We start from the raw sequence: 18,450 nt of genomic DNA on the forward strand, positions 1-18,450 counted from the left end.
CCTGTGTCGAGGCGCAACGCGCGGTGCGCGTCGCGTGTTTCGCACAGGATAGGCCAGAACGGGGAGTGCGCGCAGCGACGAAAAAGACGCGACCCCCGCGGCGTTGCCGTCGCCGCACGAGGTCGCGCACAGGCACATCAGGCGGTGCTCAGAACTTCCACAGGATGTTGCCGAGCACCGCGTTGTCACGCACGCCGCTGCCGTACTGGCCGCTGAACGTGAGGCCAAGCGTCAGGCGCTTCGTGATGGCCGCGTCGATCCCCGCTTCGAGCACCGCGCTGTCGCGAGCAATCGGCACGCCCGACACCTGGAACGACGTACCGCCGTTCGCGAACGTGAACGCCGACGACGGCTGCACGTTGCCGAACGCGTGCCGCCAGCCGACCGTCCCGCGCGCGGTGAACGTGCCGCTCGCGATCGTGCCGAGCTGCGACGCGGCACGCACGCCGAGCGTCGAGAAACCGACGTGGGTCGTCTCGCCGCCGGCGCGCAGCGCGGCCGCACCGCCGCTTTCCGTATAGCCGTCGGTATGCAGGTTCACGTAGGCAAGACCCGCGAACGGTTCGAGCGCGACCGGCCCGACCGGCAGCGCATAGCCGACTTCGCCGAACACCTGCGCGGAATGCGCGTTGTAGCCGGCCGAATCGTGATCGGAGAAGCCCGCGAAGCCCGGATTGCGGTCGCTGTTGATCCGGTACCACGTGTACGACGCGCCGCCGCGCACGCCGAGCGCACCGTATTGCGCGCCGCCGTACAGCGACAGGTAATAGCTGTTGACCGACGCCGACGAACTCTGGTCGTTGTCGAGCGAGCTGTGCGTGACGCCGGCGGCCAGGCCGGCCCGCCACTTGTCGTTGAGCGCCATGTCGGCACCGGCGATGAAGCCCGTCATGCTGCGGTTGATCGCCGACGTGTTGCCGTCGCCCGCGAGCCTGCTGCGGCCGCCGAACGCCTGCCCCCAGACCACCGGCTGATACGGCGTGCCGCCATAGCAGCCCTCCCGCGAACCGATCCGGCGTTCCGGCGGCAACGTCGGGTCGGCGACACCGGCCGTGTTGTCGCCGCACAGCGCGGCGCCGCCCGACGACAGCGCAGCGAGCGGCCCCGATCCGGGCGCGAGGCCCTGGCGCACGCGATCGGTGACGGCATCGCGCACGTAGCGGCTGTCGAGCAGCAGCATGCTCTTCAGGCTCGCTTGCAGTTCGCCGTCGAGCATCCCGTAGGCGCGGCGCGCGGTGGCCGCGTCGGTCGTCAGTATCGTGTCGTACAGCGGGTTGCCCGTGCCGAGCGCGCCGATCGCGGTCGCGACCGCGCGCTGGTTCGGCGTCGTCGCGACATCGGGCAGCGACGTGCCGTTCGTGACGAGCTGCAGGTACACGTGGTCCGGATCGTAGCTGAGCGTCGGCATCAGGAACGCGTAGTTCGAATTCACCTGGCTGAACGTGCCCTGCACGCCCGACGATGCGGTGAGGATCGTGTACTTCGTGGTCGGCTGGTAGCTGGCCTGGTTCGCGAGCACCTGCACGGTGCCGCCGTTCAGCGTGGCCGCGCCGCTCGCCGCGATGCTGCCGCCCTGCTGCGGCGTGACCGCGACCTGCAGCGTCGAGCCCGGCTGGAACGTGACGTTGCCGGCGACGTTCAGCGCCGCGCCCGGCTGCGACACGGCCGCGAACGCGCCGCTCTGCACGACGAGGCCGCCGACCGTGCCGGTGCCCGTCAGCGTCGCGCCGTTCTGCACGGTCACGGTCGACTGGCCGAGCGAACCGTCGACGGCGAGCGTGCCCGCGGCGACGGTGGTGGGGCCGCTCAGCGTACTGGTGCCGGTCAGCGTCAGTTGTCCGCTGCCGGCCTGGGTCAGCGAGCCGGTGCCGGACAGCACGCTCGCGAGCGTCACGTTGGCGGACTGGTTGAAGATCAGCGCGCCGTTGTCGACGACATTGCCGACCACGCTGCCCGACGTGCCGCCGTTGCCGAGCTGCAGCGTGCCGCCCGCCGCGATCGTCGTGCCGCCCGTGTACGTGTTCGCGCCCGTCAGTGTCTGGATGCCGGAGCCCGCGACCGTCAGGCCGCCGGTGCCGCCGATCACCCCGCCGAACACGCCGCTGGCGGTTCCGCCCAGCGTCAGCGCATTGCCGCCGAGGCTCACGTTGCTGCCAGCCACGCCCGACAGCGCGCCGAGCGTTTGCGCACCCGTCGCACCGCTCAGGTCGAGCGTCGCGCCCGCGTTCGCGAGATTCATCGCGCCGGTGGCGGCCAGGCTGCCGCCCGCGCCGACCGCCAGCGTGCCCGCATTGATCGTCGTGCCGCCCGTGTAGGTGTTCGCGCCCGTCAGCGTCGTGGTCGCCGCGCCATCCTTCACGAGCGCGCCCGCGCCGGAGATCGCGCCGCTCAATCCGAGCGCGTTGCTGCCGCCGAGCGTCAGCGTCGCCCCCGTGCCGAGATCGACCGCATTCGTCATCGACAGGTTCGTGTTCGTATCGACCGTCGCCGCGCCGCCGACGTTCAGCGCGCCGGTGCCGAGTGCCGCGGCGTTGCCGAGCACCAGGCCGCCGCTATTGAGATTCGTGCCGCCCGAATAAGTGCTCGCGCCGTTCAGCGTCTGCGTGCCTGTGCCGGCCAGCGTCAGGCTGCCGGTCCCGCCGATCGCCCCGTTGAACGTGCCGTTGCCCGTCCCGCCCAGCGTCAGCGCGTTGGCGCCGATATTCACGTTGCTGCCGGCCACGCCCGACAGCGCGCCGAGCGTTTGCGCACCCGTCGCACCGCTCAGGTCGAGCGTCGCGCCCGCGTTCGCGAGATTCATCGCGCCGGTCGCGACCAGGCTGCCGCCCGCGCCGATCGCCAGCGTGCCCGCATTGATCGTCGTGCCGCCCGTGTAGGTGTTCGCGCCCGTCAGCGTCGTGGTCGCCGTGCCGTCCTTCACGAGCGCGCCCGCGCCGGAGATCGCGCCGCTCAATCCGAGCGCGTTGCTGCCGCCGAGCGTCAGCGTCGCCCCCGTGCCGAGATCGACTGCGTTGGTGATCGACAGGCTCGCGTTCGTATCGAGCGTCGCCGCGCCGCCGACGTTCAGCGCGCCGGTGCCGAGCGCCGCGGCGTTGCCGAGCACCAGGCCGCCGCTATTGAGGTTCGTGCCGCCCGAATAGGTGCTCGCGCCGTTCAGCGTCTGCGTGCCGGTGCCCGCCAGCGTCAGGCTGCCGGTCCCGCCGATCGCCCCGTTGAACGTGCCGCCGGTCGCCCCGCCCAGCGTCAGCGTGTTGGCGCCGAGATTCACGTTCGTGCCGGCCACGCCGTCCAGCGCACCGATCGACTGCGTGCCCGTCGTCGCACCGCTCAGGTCGAGCGTCGCGCCCGCGTTCGCCAGATTCATCGCGCCGGTCCCCGCCAGGCTGCCGCCCGCGCCGATCGCCAGCGTGCCTGCGTTGATCGTCGTGCCGCCCGTATACGTGTTCGCGCCCGTCAGCGTCACGGTCGCCGCGCCGTTCTTCACGAGCGCGCCCGTGCCGGAAATCCCGCCGCCCAGCCCGAGTGCATTGCTGCCGCCCAGCGTGAGCGCCGTGCTCGCGCCGAGATCGATCGCGTTGCCGATCGCCAGGTTCGTGGTCGCATCGAGCGTCGCCGCGCCGCCGACGGTCAACGTGCCGGTACCGAGGGCCGCGGCATTGCCGAGCGCGAGGACGCCCGCGTTCAGCGTCGTGCCGCCCGTGTAGTTGTTCGCGCCGTTCAGCGTCAGCGTCGCCGCGCCGTTCTTCACGAGCCCGCCGCCGCCGGAGATCGTGCCGCCGAGCCCGAGATCGGTGCTGCCGACCACGGTCAGCGTCGTGCCGGTGGCGACGTTGATGCCGTTCGCGAGCGACACGTTGGTGGTCGCATCGAGCGTCGACGAGCCGTTGACGTTCACCGCGCCCAAACCCAGCGCCGCGTTGCTGCCGACGACGAGGTTGCCGCCGTTCAGGTTCGTGCCGCCTGTATACGTGTTCGTGCCGGTCAGCGATTGCGTGCCGGGGCCGGACAGCGTCACGCTGCCCGCACCGCCGATCGTGCCCGCGTAGGTTGCGTTGACGGTGCCGTTGAGGGTCAGCGTGTTGGCGCCGAGGTTCACGTTCGTGCCGGCCGCGCCGGACAGCGCGCCGATCGTCCGCGCGCCCGACGCGCCGCCCAAGTCGAATGTCGCGCCCGCGCCGGTCAGGTTCACCGTGCCGGTCGCCGCGAGGCTGCCCGCACCGCTCAGCGCAAGCGTGCCGCTGACGATCGTCGTGTCGCCCGTGTAGGTGTTCACGCCGCTCAGTGACAGCGTCGCCGCGCCGTTCTTCACCAGGCCGCCGTTTCCGCTGATCGTGCCGGACAGCCCGAGGTCGTTGCTGCCGCCGAGCGTCAGCGTCGCGCTGTTGTTGAGATTGACCGCATTGTTGAGCGTGACGCTCGCGCTCGTGTCGAGCGACGCCGCCGCATTGACGTTCAGCGCGCCCGTGCCGAGCGCCAGGTTGTTGCCGGCCACGAGGCCGCCGCCGTTCAAGTTCGTGCCGCCCGCATAGGTGTTGGCGCCCGACAGCGTCAGCGTGCCGCCGTCGTTCTTCGTCAGCGCGCCGCTGCCCGACACCGTGCCCGACAGCGTGAGCCCGGTCGCGCCCTGCACCGTCAGCGCGGTGCCGAGCGCCACGTTGTTCGACACGTTGAGCCCCGCCGTGCCCGCCTGCAACGCGCCGCCGTTGGCCGTGATCGTGCCCGTGCCGAGCGACGCGTTGTCGTTGATGATCGCGACGCCGCCCGCGAGCGTCGCGTCCTGCGCGGTCGACGGGCCGTTGATCGTCCAGTTGCCGCTCGTGACGTCGAGATGATTGAAGTTGATGTAATTGTTGACCGCGATCGTGCCGTTCGCGGAGGTGCCCTGCTGCAGGTTCAGCGTGTTGTTGCCGCCCGCGCCGCCGTCGACGATCCCCGTCGCCGCCACGTTGATCGTGTTCGGCCCGATCGTGATGTTGAACGCGCCGCCGGTGCCGCCCGCCGCGTTGACCGACGAGCCTGTCACCGCGTTGAACGTGTTGTTGCTGTTCGCGCCCATCGACACGCCGCCGTTGATCGTGCCCGAGTTGGTGAACGTGTTGCCCTGCCCGGGCGTACCGTTCGTGCCGAGCGACACGCGGCCGTTGATCGTCCCGCTGTTCGTCATGTTGACCGTTCCGCCGCCGTACGCGGCGACCACGGGTGCATCCGCGCCGGACAGCGTCGCGCCGACCAGCGGGTTCGAGCCGATCGTGCCGGTGTTATTGATGGTCGACGTGCCGCCGGTGCCGTTCTGGACCGACAGCGCCATGCCGGTCACGCCGCTGATCGCTACCCCGGTCGAGCCGTTCATCGTGCCGTTGTTGGTGACGGTGGTGTTGCTCGCCGACGCATTGCCGACCACCGCGCCGCTCGACAGCACGCCGAGCCCCGAGCCGAGCGCGGACGGGTCGATCAAGCCGTTGTTGGTCAGCGTGTTGTTGTTCCCGGTCAGCGACATCGCGGTGCCGCCGACGCCCAGCAACACGCCGACGCTCGCGCCGGGATTGACGGTGACGTTCAGGTTGTTCGCGCTATTCGCATAGCTCGGCGCCAGCGGATTCGCGACGCCCGAGCAGGTTACCGTGGTGCCCGCCGTGCTGCAGGTCGCGTACGCGGGAACGATGCCCGCGCCGGACAATGCCAGGAAAACCCCCGTCGGCAACAGGAATCTCGGAAACGGCTCCCCGCTCTTCTTCGAATGCGCAATGTTCATGCTTCCCCTCATCATCGGCATGGATGCTGATCGGACCGGCGACAGCGGAAAATCCGGGACGCAAGCGTGCCCTCCGGCGGTCGCGGAACGACGTCGGTTTATTCGTGGATGAACTGCTGGTTAATCGATTCTCGTTTGCGAACGCAAAACTAACCGGATGCCATGATCGCGACCCCTCGTTTTTTTATGCAGCGACTTTCTGGTTGATTTGATTTCCGTCTGCTTTTGTCAGACTAGGCTATATCAAAAAAACGCGGTTTTCCAGTCGATGTTTCGTTATCTGATCGAGGTCAATCGAATGCGTATTTTTTACTTGGGAAAATGCGTGGAGCGACCGGCTTACGCAGGCTTCCCGGTCATTCCGGCAAAATCCGGGGCCAAGCTACCGACGCCGCGGAATCCGTGAAAACACCGATATTTCGCACTGAATCGCCGGCTGGATTTTCGCGGTGCGATATGAATGATGACGGCGGCAGCCGGCACACATTATCCGGATCCATTTCATTTGCTAATTGAAAGCACGGATTTTCAACGTCCCGCCAAGCACGTTCGAATCAGGCGCACATGAAATCGCCGCTTTGAAATGAAAATGAAAGCCGTGAAATCGATCGATTCCCGGCCGGCACGGCATGTTACGAAAACAGGCTTATCAGATAGAGCATCGGCCGGAACGACATGGGTCGCGCATCGGGATCGAGCCACAGGCGCAGCGCGTAGATCGCGTATGCGGGCACTTCCCGCCAGCTCGAATAGATATCGCGCCACTGGAAGCGGCGCGGATACGCGGCGAAGATGTTCGCGGGCGCGATGCCGACCCGCTCGAACGCGAGGCGCGCCCGCGCGAGGTGGTAATACTGGCTGACGATCAGCACGCGCGACATCCGGTGCGCCTGCATGTACGCGCGCGTGTGCTGCGCGGTCGCGAGCGTGTTGTCGCCCTGGTCGTCGACGGCGATCCGGTCGGCCGGCACGCCGCGCGCGACCAGATAGTCGCGCATCGCGGTCGCCTCGTTCAGCCCGGGGCCGTCGATCGCGCCGCTGACGAGGAACGCCGGACACTGCCCGGTGCGATAGCAGCGCACGCCGACGTCGAGCCGCGCCGCGAGCACCGGTTTCGGCGCGCCACCGTCGTCGAGCGCATTGCCGAAGATCACCGCGACGTCGGCCGGCGCGCTCGGCATCCGCATCCCGGTTCCGACGAGCATGACGGCCGCGACGATCCACAAACACGCGAATGCGGCCAGCACGCGGCCGATTCGGGCCGCACGGCCCTTCTTGAAACGCTGGTTCAAAGCTGTCGGACTCCTGGGGAAGCGCGCCGCCGGTTTGCACGGCACACGGCCCGGCATGCTGCCACGGCGCGCTCGCGCCTGTCCAGGTAACGCGGTCGACACGACCTGCCGAGCGCGTCCGGAGAATCCGGACGACGTTCGGCATGCTGGAGATTCGGGGTTCGGAAGACCGGCGAGGAACGCCAATGCGCCGGCCCGGCCGGCGTCAATCCACCGGACACGTCGCGAGCCGCCCCATCGCCTCCCCCGCGCCGCGCACCGCGCAGGTGGCCGGCTCGTCGGCGATCCGCGCGGTCAGCCCGGTCTCGTCGCGCAGCAGGCGTTCGAGGCCCGCGAGCAGCGCGCCGCCGCCCGTGAGCACCACGCCGCGATGCGCGATGTCGGTCAGGAGTTCGGCCGGCGCATTTTCCAGCACCGACTTCACCGCGCCGATCACCTGCTTGAGCGGTGCGGCCAGCGCGTCCGCCACGTCGTGGTTGGACAGCTCGATCGAGCGCGGCAGGCCGTCCGCGACGCCGCGCCCGATCGCGCGCGTCGACGTGCGCGGCACCGCGCTGGTGGCCGAGCCGATCGAATTCTTCACGCGCTCGGCGGTCTGCTCGCCGAGCAGCACGCCGTACAAGTTGCGCACGTGGTTGACGATCGCCGCGTCGAACTGGTTGCCGCCCACGCGGATCGCTTCGCGGTAGACGATGCCGCCGAGCGCGATCACCGCGACTTCGGTCGTCCCGCCGCCGATATCGATCACCATCGAGCCGACCGGCTCGGTGACCGGCAGGCCCGCGCCGAGCCCGGCGGCAAGCGCTTCCTCGATCAGTTCGACGTCCGATACACCGGCGGCGAACGCGGCCTCGCGGATCGCGCGGCGCTCGACCGCCGTCGCATCCGACGGCACGCACAGCGTGACCTCGACGCGGCGGCTGAAACGCGAACGCGTGCGCGACATGTCGATGAAACGGCGGATCATCTGCTCGGCGGCGTGCGCATCGGCGATCACGCCATGCCGCATGGGCCGCACGGCCTCCAGATGCCCCGGCTCACGGCCGAGCAGCGCCTTCGCGAGCTCGCCGACCGCTTCGAGCGTCGGTCGCGCGTCGGTCGCGCCGCCCTTGCGAAAGCAGACGACCGACGGCTGGTTCAGCACCACGCCGCGCTCGTGTGTATAAATCCGCGTACTCGCCGTTCCAGGGTCGATCGCAACGGGTTGCGCAAACAACTTTCCGAACAGCGGTGTCGACATATCAAGCCTTTTTTTGAACAAACCGGCCGAAACGGCCAGGCCGCGTCACCGCGGCGCGCTTTTACCGCCCCATCATGGACTTAGCGGCAAATCGTTCCGGTACTTTAGACAATTCCCATGATTTTTTCGCGACGCGATTGCCGAATGTGCGTTCCGGCAGGCCCGCGGCTACGCATCGGCCTCTCGCGTCGCGCTTGTAAAACACGGTAATCTCTCGGTCTTGCCTGCTCCCGGCAGGCGTCCGACGACCGATCACGCCAGGTATTCCTCCATGACAGCGACCGCTTTTCCCCGCTGGCTCGGGGTGCGCCCACTCGGCGCAACGCTCGTTGCGCTCTGGTGCTGCACCGTTGCCGCGCAGCCCTTGCCGGCCGCCGACACCCCCGCCGGCCCCGTGACGGCGGCCACTGCCGCCGCACCGGGCGCGCTCGCCACGACGGCCGCCGCCCCCGCCGCCAAGCCCGCACCGACCTGCAACGCCGACGGCGGCCCGGCCGGCCGGCCGGCGATCGGCCTCGTGCTGTCCGGCGGCGGCGCCCGCGGATACGCGCACCTGGGCGTGCTGAAGGTACTCGAGGAGAACCGCATTCCGATCGACTGCATCGCCGGCACCAGCATGGGCGCCGTGGTCGGCGGCCTGTATGCGAGCGGGATGGCCGCCGACGAGATGCAGAAGCAGCTGTCGGAGGTGAACCTCGCCGACATCGCGTTCGACGTGACCGACCGCGCGGACCTGCCGCAAAGCAGCCGCGAGGACGAGCGACTGTACATCAACAGCCTGACGCTCGGCTTCGGCAAGAAAGGCGTGAAGGCGCCGGTCGGCCTCGTGCAGGGCAACCGGCTGCAGGCGCTGCTCGCGAACTGGACCGCCGCCGTGCCGACCAACCAGCCGTTCGACCAGTTGCCGATCCCGTATCGCGCGGTCGCGACCGACCTGCAGACGGGCCAGATGGTCGTGCTCGACCGCGGATCGCTGCCGCTCGCGATCCGCGCGAGCATGGCGATGCCCGGCCTGTTCGCGCCCGCCGAGATCAACGGCCGCGCACTCGTCGACGGCGGGCTCGTCAGCAACCTGCCGGTCGACACCGCGCGCCAGATGGGGGCGAAGGTCGTGATCGCCGTCGACATCGGCTCGCCGCTGCGCCCGCTCGACGCGCTCGCGTCGCCGGCCGACGTGATGCAGCAGATGGTCGGCATCCTGATCCGCCAGAACGTGACGTCGCAGCGCAAGCAGCTTGCCGCGCAGGACGTACTGCTCACGCCCGACCTCGGCGCGCTCGCGTTCACCGATTTCCAGAACGCGAAGCAGGCGATCGCCGCCGGCGCGGCCGCCGCGACCGCGGCGCTGCCGCGGCTCAGGCACTTCGCGCTCACGCCGGAACAGTACGCGGCCTACCGGTCCGCGCATGCGCAACCGCTGCCGCCGCCGATCCGCATCACGCGGATCGAGATCAAGACGACCGGCGGCGTGCCGAAGCGTGTCGTCAGCGACGCGCTGCATGTGAAACCGGGCGACACCTACGATCCGGCGACCGTCAGCCAGGACCTGCTCGGGCTGACGACCGGCGGCAATTTCGAGAGCGTGACGCAGCAGATCGTGAGCCACGGCGACGAGAACGTGCTCGAGATCGATGCGCGGGAGAAGTACTGGGGGCCGAATTTCCTGCTGTTCGGCGTCGGGATGTCGAGCAGCTCGACCGACGAGGGCGGCTTCCGCCTGCATGTCGGCTACCGGCGGCCGTGGCTCACCGAATCGGGCCTCGAGTTCCGCGCGGACACGACGATCGGCAGCGATCTGCAGTCGGCGCGCGTCGAATTGCGCCAGCCGCTGCCGGCCGCGTACGGTTTCTACATTTCGCCCTATGCGGAATACCAGCGCCGCTACGTGAACCTGTACGACAACAGCGGCGAGGTGAAGCTGAATCAATACTTGATGCAGACGGCGCGCACCGGGCTCGACTTCGGCCTGCCGATCGCACGGCTCGGCGACTTCCGGATGGGTATCGGCTACGCGACCGGGCATGGCTCGCCGAACTACAACCTGCCATTCCCGTTCGACGACGGCAGCTCGACGCTGATCTGGCCGAGCTTCACGTCACAGGCGCTGACTGCGCGTGCGCGGCTCGTCATCGATCAGCTCGACGATCCGATGTTCCCGCGGCGCGGCTACTACGGCGAATTCCGTGTCGAACGGTCGCTGTGGTCGCACAACACCCAGTCCGCCCAGGACCTCGCCGATGCGTCCAACACGCCCTATACCGAGCTCTACGGCAAGGCGATGATCGCGCAGCAGTTCGGCCGGCACAGCGTCAGCGCGACGATCGAGGGCGGCAAGAGCATCGGCGGCACCAACCTGATCAACGCGTTCAACTTCACGCTCGGCGGATTCCAGCATCTGGCCGCGTATGCGGCCGACCAGTTGACCGGCAACGAACTCGCGTACGGCAACGTGACCTACATGAACCAGCTGATGACCTTCAACGCGTCCCCGATCAAGGCGCTGTCGGTCGGCGCCAGCGCGGAAGTCGGCAACGTGTGGTCGAGCGGCGTGAACGTCGGCGGCGGCACGCTCAAGCAGAGCTACACGTTCTTCACGAGCCTGTCGACCGCATTCGGTCCGCTGTACATGGGTGTCGCGCTCGCGCCGGGCGGCCGGCGCAACATCTACCTGCAGCTCGGCCGCACGTACTGACGGCGCTCAGATCGGCCAGCTGATCTCGAAGCGCGCGCCGCCGAGTTCGACCGGATCGACGACCGCGATCCGGCCGTTGTGCGCGTGGAGCACCTGCCGCGTGATCGCGAGGCCGAGCCCGTAGCCGCCCGTGCGGCGGTCGAGACGCACGAACGCGTCGAAGATCCGCTCGCGCTCGCTCTCCGGCACGCCCGGGCCGTCGTCCTCGACGAAGATCGCGATGTTGCCGTGCTCGATCGCGATCCCGACGACGATCCGCGACGCCGCATATTTGCTCGCGTTGCGCAGCAGGTTGCGCATCGCGTACGACATCAGCCGCCGGTCCATCTTCACGCGCAGATCCGACGCGATCGCGATGCGCGACTCGATCGCGCGCTCCGGATACAGCAGCTGCGCGTCGCTGATCTGGTGCTCGAACCACGCGACGGGCGCGGTCAGTTCGAGGTTCGACTGCAGCGAGCTGTATTCGAGCCGCGCATACGTGAGGCTCATGTCGATCAGCTCCTCGAGCTCGGTCACGTCCTGCGCGATGCTCTCCAGCGCACCGTTGTATTCGGCGGCGGAGCCCGGCTCGCGCAGCATCTCGAGCGCGAAACGCACGCGCGCGAGCGGCGTGCGCAGCTCGTGCGAGATCCCGTTCGTCAGGTCGCGCTGCGCGGCGATCAGCCGTTCCATGCGCATCGCGAGCGCGTTCAGCGTGCGCGCGAGCGGGCCGATGATCACACTGTGCGACTCCCGCGCGCGCGTGTTGAAGCGCCCGCCGGTGAAGTCGATCGCGCGCTCGCGCACCATCACGAGATCCGACCAGACCGGCCGCATCCACCGATACGCGGCGAGCGCGGGCGCGGCGAACACGAACGCGAGCACGATCCAGATATCGCCCGGCAGCGCGTCGAACGCGTGCCACACGACTTCCGGCGACAGCACCACGCACAACGCGAGCGCCGGCACGAGCGCGGTCAGCAGCACGAGGCCGAGCAGATGCAGGTAAGTCCGCACGTACAGGCGCGACCAGCTCGGAATGCGGTCGGCGCGCGTGTCGGTCCACGCGCGGCGGAAATGCAGCCAGCGCCATTTGACATAGCGCGGCGCCGAAAGCGGCGCTGCGTCGGGATGCGAAGGGGTGCGTCGGATCATCGCGGCTTCCGGCTATCTTGCGATGCGGGGATGCGGCGGCCGACGGCGTCGTGCCGGGCCAGCGTCATTCCCACGCATGCTTGCTGAACTGGTAACCCTTGCTGCGGATCGTCTTGATCCGCTGCGGGTTGCCCGCGTCGTCGTGCAGCTTGCGGCGCAGCTTCGAGATGCGCCCGTCGATCGTGCGGTCGAGACCGTCGAACTCGACGCCGCGCAGCTGCAGCATCAGGTCGTCGCGGCTGACGACTTCTCCCGCGTGGCACACCAGCACCCACAGCAGGTCGAACTCGGCCGACGTGAGGTCGGGTGAGCTGCCGCCCGGCAGCACGACCGAACGGTCGGTGCGGTCGATCGAGAACTGGCCGAACGTGTAGCGCTCCGGCTGCGGCGCGGCACCCTCGGCCGCGCGCGCGGGGACGCGACGCAGCTGCGCCTTGATCCGCGCGAGCAGGATGCGCGGCTCGACCGGCTTGTGCACGTAGTCGTCGGCGCCGAATTCGAGGCCGAGCAGCTCGTCGAACGGCTCGTCGCGCGCCGTCACCATGATGATCACGCCGTCGTACTGCTTGCGCGCCTCGCGGCAGATCTCGAAGCCGTCCTTGCCCGGCAGGTTCACGTCGAGAATGACGAGATCCGGGCGCGTGGACAGGATCGCCGGCACGGCGGCGTCACCGTGCAGCACAGTGTCGACTTCGTAGTCGTTCTTGCGCAGGTAGCCGGCGATCAGCGTGGACAGGCGGGTGTCGTCTTCGACGAGCAGGATGCGAAAAGACATGGGCAACGGTCGGATCATACGGGGAGACCGTGGCGGCGGCGGGCTTGCGCCGGCCGCCGGCCATCGGCCGAAACGTACCGCATGATACTGCGCCCGCCGATTGCCCGTTTGAAGATCTGGAGAATAAGGGCGCGATGGCTGCCACGCTTGACGAATCGGCGCCGAAACGGTTCCATACGGGCTCTTTGAAAATCGGGCTCCGCGCCCGCCCTGCCTCGTACCCGATGAACTATCAGCCGATCCTCGAACGCATCCACGCCGAACTCGCCCCCTGGATCGGCCAGGGACGCGTTGCCGACTACATTCCCGAGCTCGCGAAAGTGCCCGCCGACAAGTTCGGGATGGCCGTCGTGACGCTGGACGGAAACGTTTACACCGTCGGCGACGCGCAGGAGCGCTTCTCGATCCAGAGCATCTCGAAGCTGTTCGCGTGCACGCTCGCGTTCCAGCTGCTGGGCGATGCGCTGTGGGAGCGGGTCGGCCGCGAGCCGTCCGGCACCGCGTTCAATTCGCTCGTTCAGCTCGAAAGCGAGCGCGGCAAGCCGCGCAACCCGTTCATCAACGCCGGCGCGCTGGTCGTCACCGACGTGCTGTGCCGCCGCTTCGTCAAGGCCGAGACGGCGCTCGTCGAGTTCGTGCGACGGCTGATCGGTGTTGGCGACGTCGACTACGATTCGCGCGTCGCGCTGTCGGAACTGGAACATGCGGAACGCAACCGCGCGATGGCGCATTTCATGGCGAGCTTCGGGAACATGCAGATGCCGCCCGACACGGTGGTCGACGCGTATTGCCGCCAGTGTGCGATCACGATGAACTGCATCGAGCTTGCGCAAGCGGCGCTGTTTCTCGCGAACGGCGGCATCGCGCCCGTCACCGGCGAGCGGGTCGTCGATGCGAGCTCGGCGAAGCGGTTGTCGGCGCTGATGTTGACCTGTGGCACCTATGACGCGGCGGGCGACTTCGTTTATCGCGTCGGCTTGCCTGCCAAGAGCGGGGTCGGCGGCGGGATCGTCGCGGTGCTGCCGGGTGACATGGCCGTGTGCGTGTGGGCGCCGGGGCTCGATGCGAACGGGAACTCGTTGGCGGGGACGTTGGCGTTGGAGTGGTTGACGACTTATACGGGGAGGTCGATTTTTTGAGGGGGCGTGGTTGGGTTTAGGCGTACTTCATTTGGCGCAATGCCGGTGGGTTCATAGCGGCGGGCGCCGCTGCGTTCGATGGGGAATTCGGCTTTCGGCAGGAATCGACCCGTTGCTGTCCTTTGCTGCAGCTCGGCCCAGCTGGCAGCTCGCAAAGTACATGGGACATTCCGCGCCTACCAACAGCCGGCAAATCCTCGGCCGTTGCGAACATTCGCAACGGCATATCCTGCTGCGACCGAATGTCCATTGCTTTAGAGCGCACCGTGGAACCAACCTGCGGCGGACTCGCAAACTGCAGGGACATCTATGAACGTCTCTTGAGTAAGGCAGGCGCATTTCGCCCTTACTGGCGGTCGAGACGAATCCAGCCAGCACGATGACTAGCTGGTAAGGCTCTTTACACCTATTGCTTCGTTAATCGCACTCACAAAATCACCATGCCTATCAATTGAACAGTTCCTCGCCAATCGGATCTCGAAACTTTCACTTGTGCATCGGATCTTGCCAAATCTCCCCACGAAGTGCCTAAGCAGCGTCAGCAAATAATCCTTTCCAGAGATAATATTTATTCCGACAGGAAGCGAATCACAGCGCAACACTGAGGATAAATAATATTCGAATACCGCCTCTTGGCTGTGGTCTCTGATAAGCTCAGAATAAATATTGCAAATCCTCGCCTCGACCGCCTCTCTATTCAAGTGCGGGTGCGGATCATATTTGACCAGCCCACTTAACCCGAGAGAAACAGATGGCTTGGTCGGTTCAAATTTTCTCAGTGTTGCATACATTGCAAACAAATCGACTAAACAGCGAACCTCCTCCTCAAAAGCTGAAAAGACTACTTCCGATCGAATCTCCGCCCGCGTTTTATCACCAAATTCCTCGAACAGAAATTCAACGACCGCTGTATCGTCGACCAGATAGTTTTCGACGCAATAGACTCGGTGTTCGAAAAGCTGCGGCAAGGTAGGGCCGACAACCCCATCCGCCAAACCCAAATCGCCATCAATTAAATAAAGCCTTGCACGATTGGAGGAGCCGGCATCGGAAGCGCACTTTTCGATTACTTCTTTTCGACCACCAAGCGGAAAGACCCTATCAATTTTGAATTTTCCATTGCCAACCCTATTAATTAACTCTACATATATATTTTGCGTAATTTTTCGCTTATCTTCGATGTATACATCAAGATCATTCCACTCTTGAAAAAACGCCGGCATGCTGCGCAAAGCGCGTTCTGGCCATTTAATCACGGTCACCCCGAATATCAACGCAGTTGCCATCCATGTCCATCACAATTGCAGGCGAATGAGTGGCCATAATTATTTGGGCATTCGGACTTGCCTCCTGCATCGTCTCCACAAATTTTTCTTGCCACCTCAAATGGAGCGAAAGTTCCGGTTCGTCGACTAAAAAAATTCCTTTGTGCAGCGTCCGTGCCGCAATGGTTAGATGGCCGAGCATGACGACAATCTGTCTCTCCCCCGATGACAGAATAGATACGGAACGTTTGTCTCCATTTTCAATGCGAACTTGAAGGCGTCCTACCGAATCAACCAATAGCTCTTTACCTGTATCTCGAAAAAAACGATTTACGAGCTCCGTAAATCTATTAACGTGTCGCCAGAGCGATGAAACATGCGAGCTGTGCTTGTCGAGCAAATCAACCAACTTAATCATTCGATCAACCATTGGGCGACTCGCCATCAATCGCATCAATTGATTTATTTCTGCGCTCTTCACCTGATCGGCACTTCCATTGCGCTCAATAGGGCGGGCCAATTCTTCGAATTTTCCGAAATAGCGATTCAGCAGGGGAGAGTACTTCTCCTTTTCAATGCCAAGACTTGACAAGCCATGCTCGATTCGCCCCCGCTTCTGAAGTAAGTCTCTTATTAGGCGATCTTTTTGACGGCTTGTATGAAAATCCCAAATTTCGTCAATCGCGTCGTACTCAAAAGCAGATAGCAATATATCTGCTCTCAATTTTTCAGCGCTTTTATCGGTGCGTTCGCGCACTCGACGAACCTCATTGAGAAGCATGGACTGCACATCTGCAAGTCCGGCAGAAGCGCTATGATCACTCGAAAATCTATCGCTTCCTGCGCGCATTCGCGCGGGATCGCGGTTGTAGCTCGATTGATCCGGGGTGAATTGCTGCGTGCCTTTGCGATCAAGTCCCAAGAATATAGGTGTTCGGACGTCACTTCTGAGAAACTGCATTACCGGATGGTTGGAGAATCGTTCTTCTAATATGGAATAATGCTCTTCAAGTCGCTCTTCGGGTCTCGCTCGCAATCTATACGACCGAGGGTCTAGGTTCGTATAAGTCAAAGCCTCCCCGATATGAGCAAGGGATATGCGCGTCCCCTCTGGTCCAGAAGATGTCGTTATCGACAGAACTCTTCCATCATCATGCTCAAAATTCAACGTTGCATATGCGTGCGGAATGGCATCGAGATCTTTTAGGCTCGCCTTCAACATCGCCAAAATTAAACGTAGAGCGGTTGTTTTCCCGGCCCCGTTAATTCCGGTTATGAACGTTATATCGGGTCGAAATGAACATGATATGCTCATGTACTCAAAAACACCAAAAGCCGAAAAATGTATAAGCTTCATTATTTATAGATTGATTTTCGTTTTCCAAATTCAAGCCTTGGTCCAAGGCGAATTATTATTGCTGCTCGCGTCGACAGTCTATCAGGAACGCTCTGGCCACCCAACTGCGATTACCTCTCCTAGATTCGGTGGCCGCTTCCGGATTCCTGCTGACGCTCAAATGTCTAACTACGTCACGCGGCAACCGTCGCTTCATGGCCGAACCCAGTCGTCAACAACCTCTCCACTCGCCCGCAGAGATTGCATGTCCAATCATATTGACCGAGTTCCGCCCCCCTTGCACTGAGATGGTTGACGACGTATAACGAGCGATCGATTTTCTGAGACACCGAAATGACTCATGGGAGAGCATCAGTCATGCAACCGGAACACGCTTCAGATCTCGCAACGACTCATCACGCCAACGCGGAAAGCCGCACGCGCACACCAATTCCCCCGATCGTGCCCGCGCAAACCGCACTGATCGTCATGCACTACCAGACCGACATCCTCGGTCTCTTTCCATCGGTCGCCCCCACCCTGCTCGCCAACACGCGCAAGCTGTGCGATGCAGCCCGGGCGGGCGGCGTCCATGTCTATTTCGCGAATCTCCACTTCAGCCCCGGCTATCCGGAGGTCAGTCCACGCAACAAGAACGGCCAGGGAATCAAGCAGCTCGGCCTGTTCGTCGACGACGGCCTGTGCCCGGAACTCGGGCGGCTGGACAACGAGCCGCTGACCATCGCACATCGCGCGAGCGTGTTCTTTCGCACCGACTTGCAGGCACGGCTCGTCGCGCAGGGCATCGACACGCTGATCCTCGTCGGGATCGCGTCGACCGGCGTCGTGCTGTCGTCGGTTGCGCACGCAAGCGATGCGGATTTCCGGCTGTATACGGTGAAGGACTGCTGCTACGACCCGGATGAGGTCGTGCACGAGCATCTGTTCGCGACCGCGTTCGAGACGCGCACGACGGTGCTGTCGCTCACAGACGCACTCCGACTGCTCGCATAAACACGCAACACCCGCACCATGCCGGCCGGAACGCACCCGACCGGCGCCCCCAAGCAACTTCGCGCGTTACTTCGCGATATACACGCCCGACGTCGGGCACGTGCCCTGCGTATTCCCGTCAGTCACGAGCGACGCCGCGCTCGGAAACTGGGTAGTCGCATTCGCCTTGACCGCGATCCATGCTTCCGTGAAATAGCTGACGCCATTCGTCTTCGTGCACTTCAGCGACACCGCGCTGCGCGTATTGCTGCCGAACGCGCCTTCGAACGCGGACAACAGCTGATTGCGTGTCACGGTCTTACCCGCGTTCGCCTGCAGGAACGCGTTGAACGACGTGTTGCCGAGCCGGCTGATCATGCCGGCTGCCTCGTTCCAGTACGCATCCGGCGACGCCGAATTCGAGCAGGTGCCGTGCTTGAACCATTCGTGCTTGTCGAGGCACGACGCCACGCCCGGCATGTAGGTCGACAGCGTGTTGCGGGTCGCGGTGCTGATCGGATATGCATCCATGTTGCACCACTGGTGCGCATTGTCGAGATCGACGTCGCTCTGCGGCACGCCGCAGTAGAACGGCTGGTTGCCGTCGTACCTGTTCGGCCACAGGCCATGCAGCGACAGGCTCGTCGCCGCGTACGTGCCGGCAAGGTTCGTACATTCCGGCGTGTCGTGCGACGCGCAGAAGCCGGGCTCCCACGAAGCCGCGAGCAACAAGTAGTCGTAGCTGGTCTGCGCGACGGCGTGCAGCGAGGCGGATGCGACGGCGAGTGCGGCCGCGGCGCGGGCGAGCGTCTTGAGCATGGCGTTTCCT

At 65.0% G+C, this 18,450-nt stretch carries 11 protein-coding genes; 3 read left to right on the top strand and 8 right to left on the bottom strand.

The genetic code is table 11. The annotated features are described in order from the left end of the window. Nucleotides 1-148: 148 nt before the first annotated feature. The 3 genes from WS87_RS25820 to WS87_RS25830 form a co-directional block, all read right to left on the bottom strand. Nucleotides 149-5,752 (bottom strand): autotransporter domain-containing protein, encoded by a 5,604-nt coding sequence (locus tag WS87_RS25820; protein WP_059819468.1) that lies wholly within the window; start codon nt 5,750-5,752, stop codon nt 149-151. A 632-nt stretch (nt 5,753-6,384) separates the two neighbouring features. Beyond that, the gene (locus tag WS87_RS25825) at nt 6,385-7,044 is read right to left on the bottom strand and encodes a YdcF family protein (RefSeq protein WP_059819469.1); all 660 of its coding nucleotides are present in this window, start codon (nt 7,042-7,044) and stop codon (nt 6,385-6,387) included. A 205-nt stretch (nt 7,045-7,249) separates the two neighbouring features. Further along, nucleotides 7,250-8,284: a rod shape-determining protein gene (locus WS87_RS25830; protein WP_059819470.1), complete on the bottom strand. Its 1,035-nt coding sequence runs from the start codon at nt 8,282-8,284 to the stop codon at nt 7,250-7,252. Nucleotides 8,285-8,555: 271 nt separating this feature from the next. Between WS87_RS25830 and WS87_RS25835 the strand changes: the two genes are divergently transcribed. Then, nucleotides 8,556-10,976: a patatin-like phospholipase family protein gene (locus tag WS87_RS25835; protein WP_059819471.1), complete on the top strand. Its 2,421-nt coding sequence runs from the start codon at nt 8,556-8,558 to the stop codon at nt 10,974-10,976. A 6-nt stretch (nt 10,977-10,982) separates the two neighbouring features. On the opposite strand, the gene WS87_RS25840 is transcribed toward WS87_RS25835, so the two are convergent. Beyond that, on the bottom strand, nt 10,983-12,113 hold the full coding sequence (locus WS87_RS25840; protein WP_059526953.1) for an ATP-binding protein: 1,131 nt from the start codon (nt 12,111-12,113) through the stop codon (nt 10,983-10,985). A gap of 64 nt (nt 12,114-12,177) precedes the next feature. Continuing rightward, complete coding sequence (locus WS87_RS25845; protein ID WP_059526956.1) at nt 12,178-12,888, bottom strand: response regulator; 711 nt, start codon at nt 12,886-12,888, stop codon at nt 12,178-12,180. A gap of 224 nt (nt 12,889-13,112) precedes the next feature. Here WS87_RS25845 and WS87_RS25850 point away from each other — a divergent pair, with 224 nt between their 5' ends. Continuing rightward, nucleotides 13,113-14,027, top strand: coding sequence for a glutaminase (locus tag WS87_RS25850; protein ID WP_059692100.1), 915 nt, complete (start codon nt 13,113-13,115; stop codon nt 14,025-14,027). A 383-nt stretch (nt 14,028-14,410) separates the two neighbouring features. Here WS87_RS25850 and WS87_RS25855 read toward each other — a convergent pair whose 3' ends face one another. Beyond that, complete coding sequence (locus WS87_RS25855) at nt 14,411-15,313, bottom strand: DUF4435 domain-containing protein (protein WP_082750670.1); 903 nt, start codon at nt 15,311-15,313, stop codon at nt 14,411-14,413. Then, on the bottom strand, nt 15,276-16,649 hold the full coding sequence (locus tag WS87_RS25860; RefSeq protein ID WP_082750671.1) for an AAA family ATPase: 1,374 nt from the start codon (nt 16,647-16,649) through the stop codon (nt 15,276-15,278). Before WS87_RS25860 ends, WS87_RS25855 begins: the two co-directional genes overlap by 38 nt. 357 nt (nt 16,650-17,006) lie before the next feature. On the opposite strand from WS87_RS25860, the gene WS87_RS25865 reads away from it, so the two are divergent. Beyond that, the gene (locus tag WS87_RS25865) at nt 17,007-17,642 is read left to right on the top strand and encodes an isochorismatase family cysteine hydrolase (RefSeq protein WP_059819472.1); all 636 of its coding nucleotides are present in this window, start codon (nt 17,007-17,009) and stop codon (nt 17,640-17,642) included. 66 nt (nt 17,643-17,708) lie between these two features. Here the strand turns inward: WS87_RS25865 and WS87_RS25870 are convergent, their stop codons facing one another. Beyond that, nucleotides 17,709-18,440, bottom strand: a complete 732-nt coding sequence (locus tag WS87_RS25870) for a ribonuclease T2 (protein ID WP_059819473.1) — start codon at nt 18,438-18,440, stop codon at nt 17,709-17,711. Nucleotides 18,441-18,450: the final 10 nt, after the last annotated feature.

Origin of the sequence: Burkholderia sp. MSMB0856 (genome assembly GCF_001524645.2) — a bacterium.
In the GTDB taxonomy this organism is placed as follows: domain Bacteria; phylum Pseudomonadota; class Gammaproteobacteria; order Burkholderiales; family Burkholderiaceae; genus Burkholderia; species Burkholderia diffusa.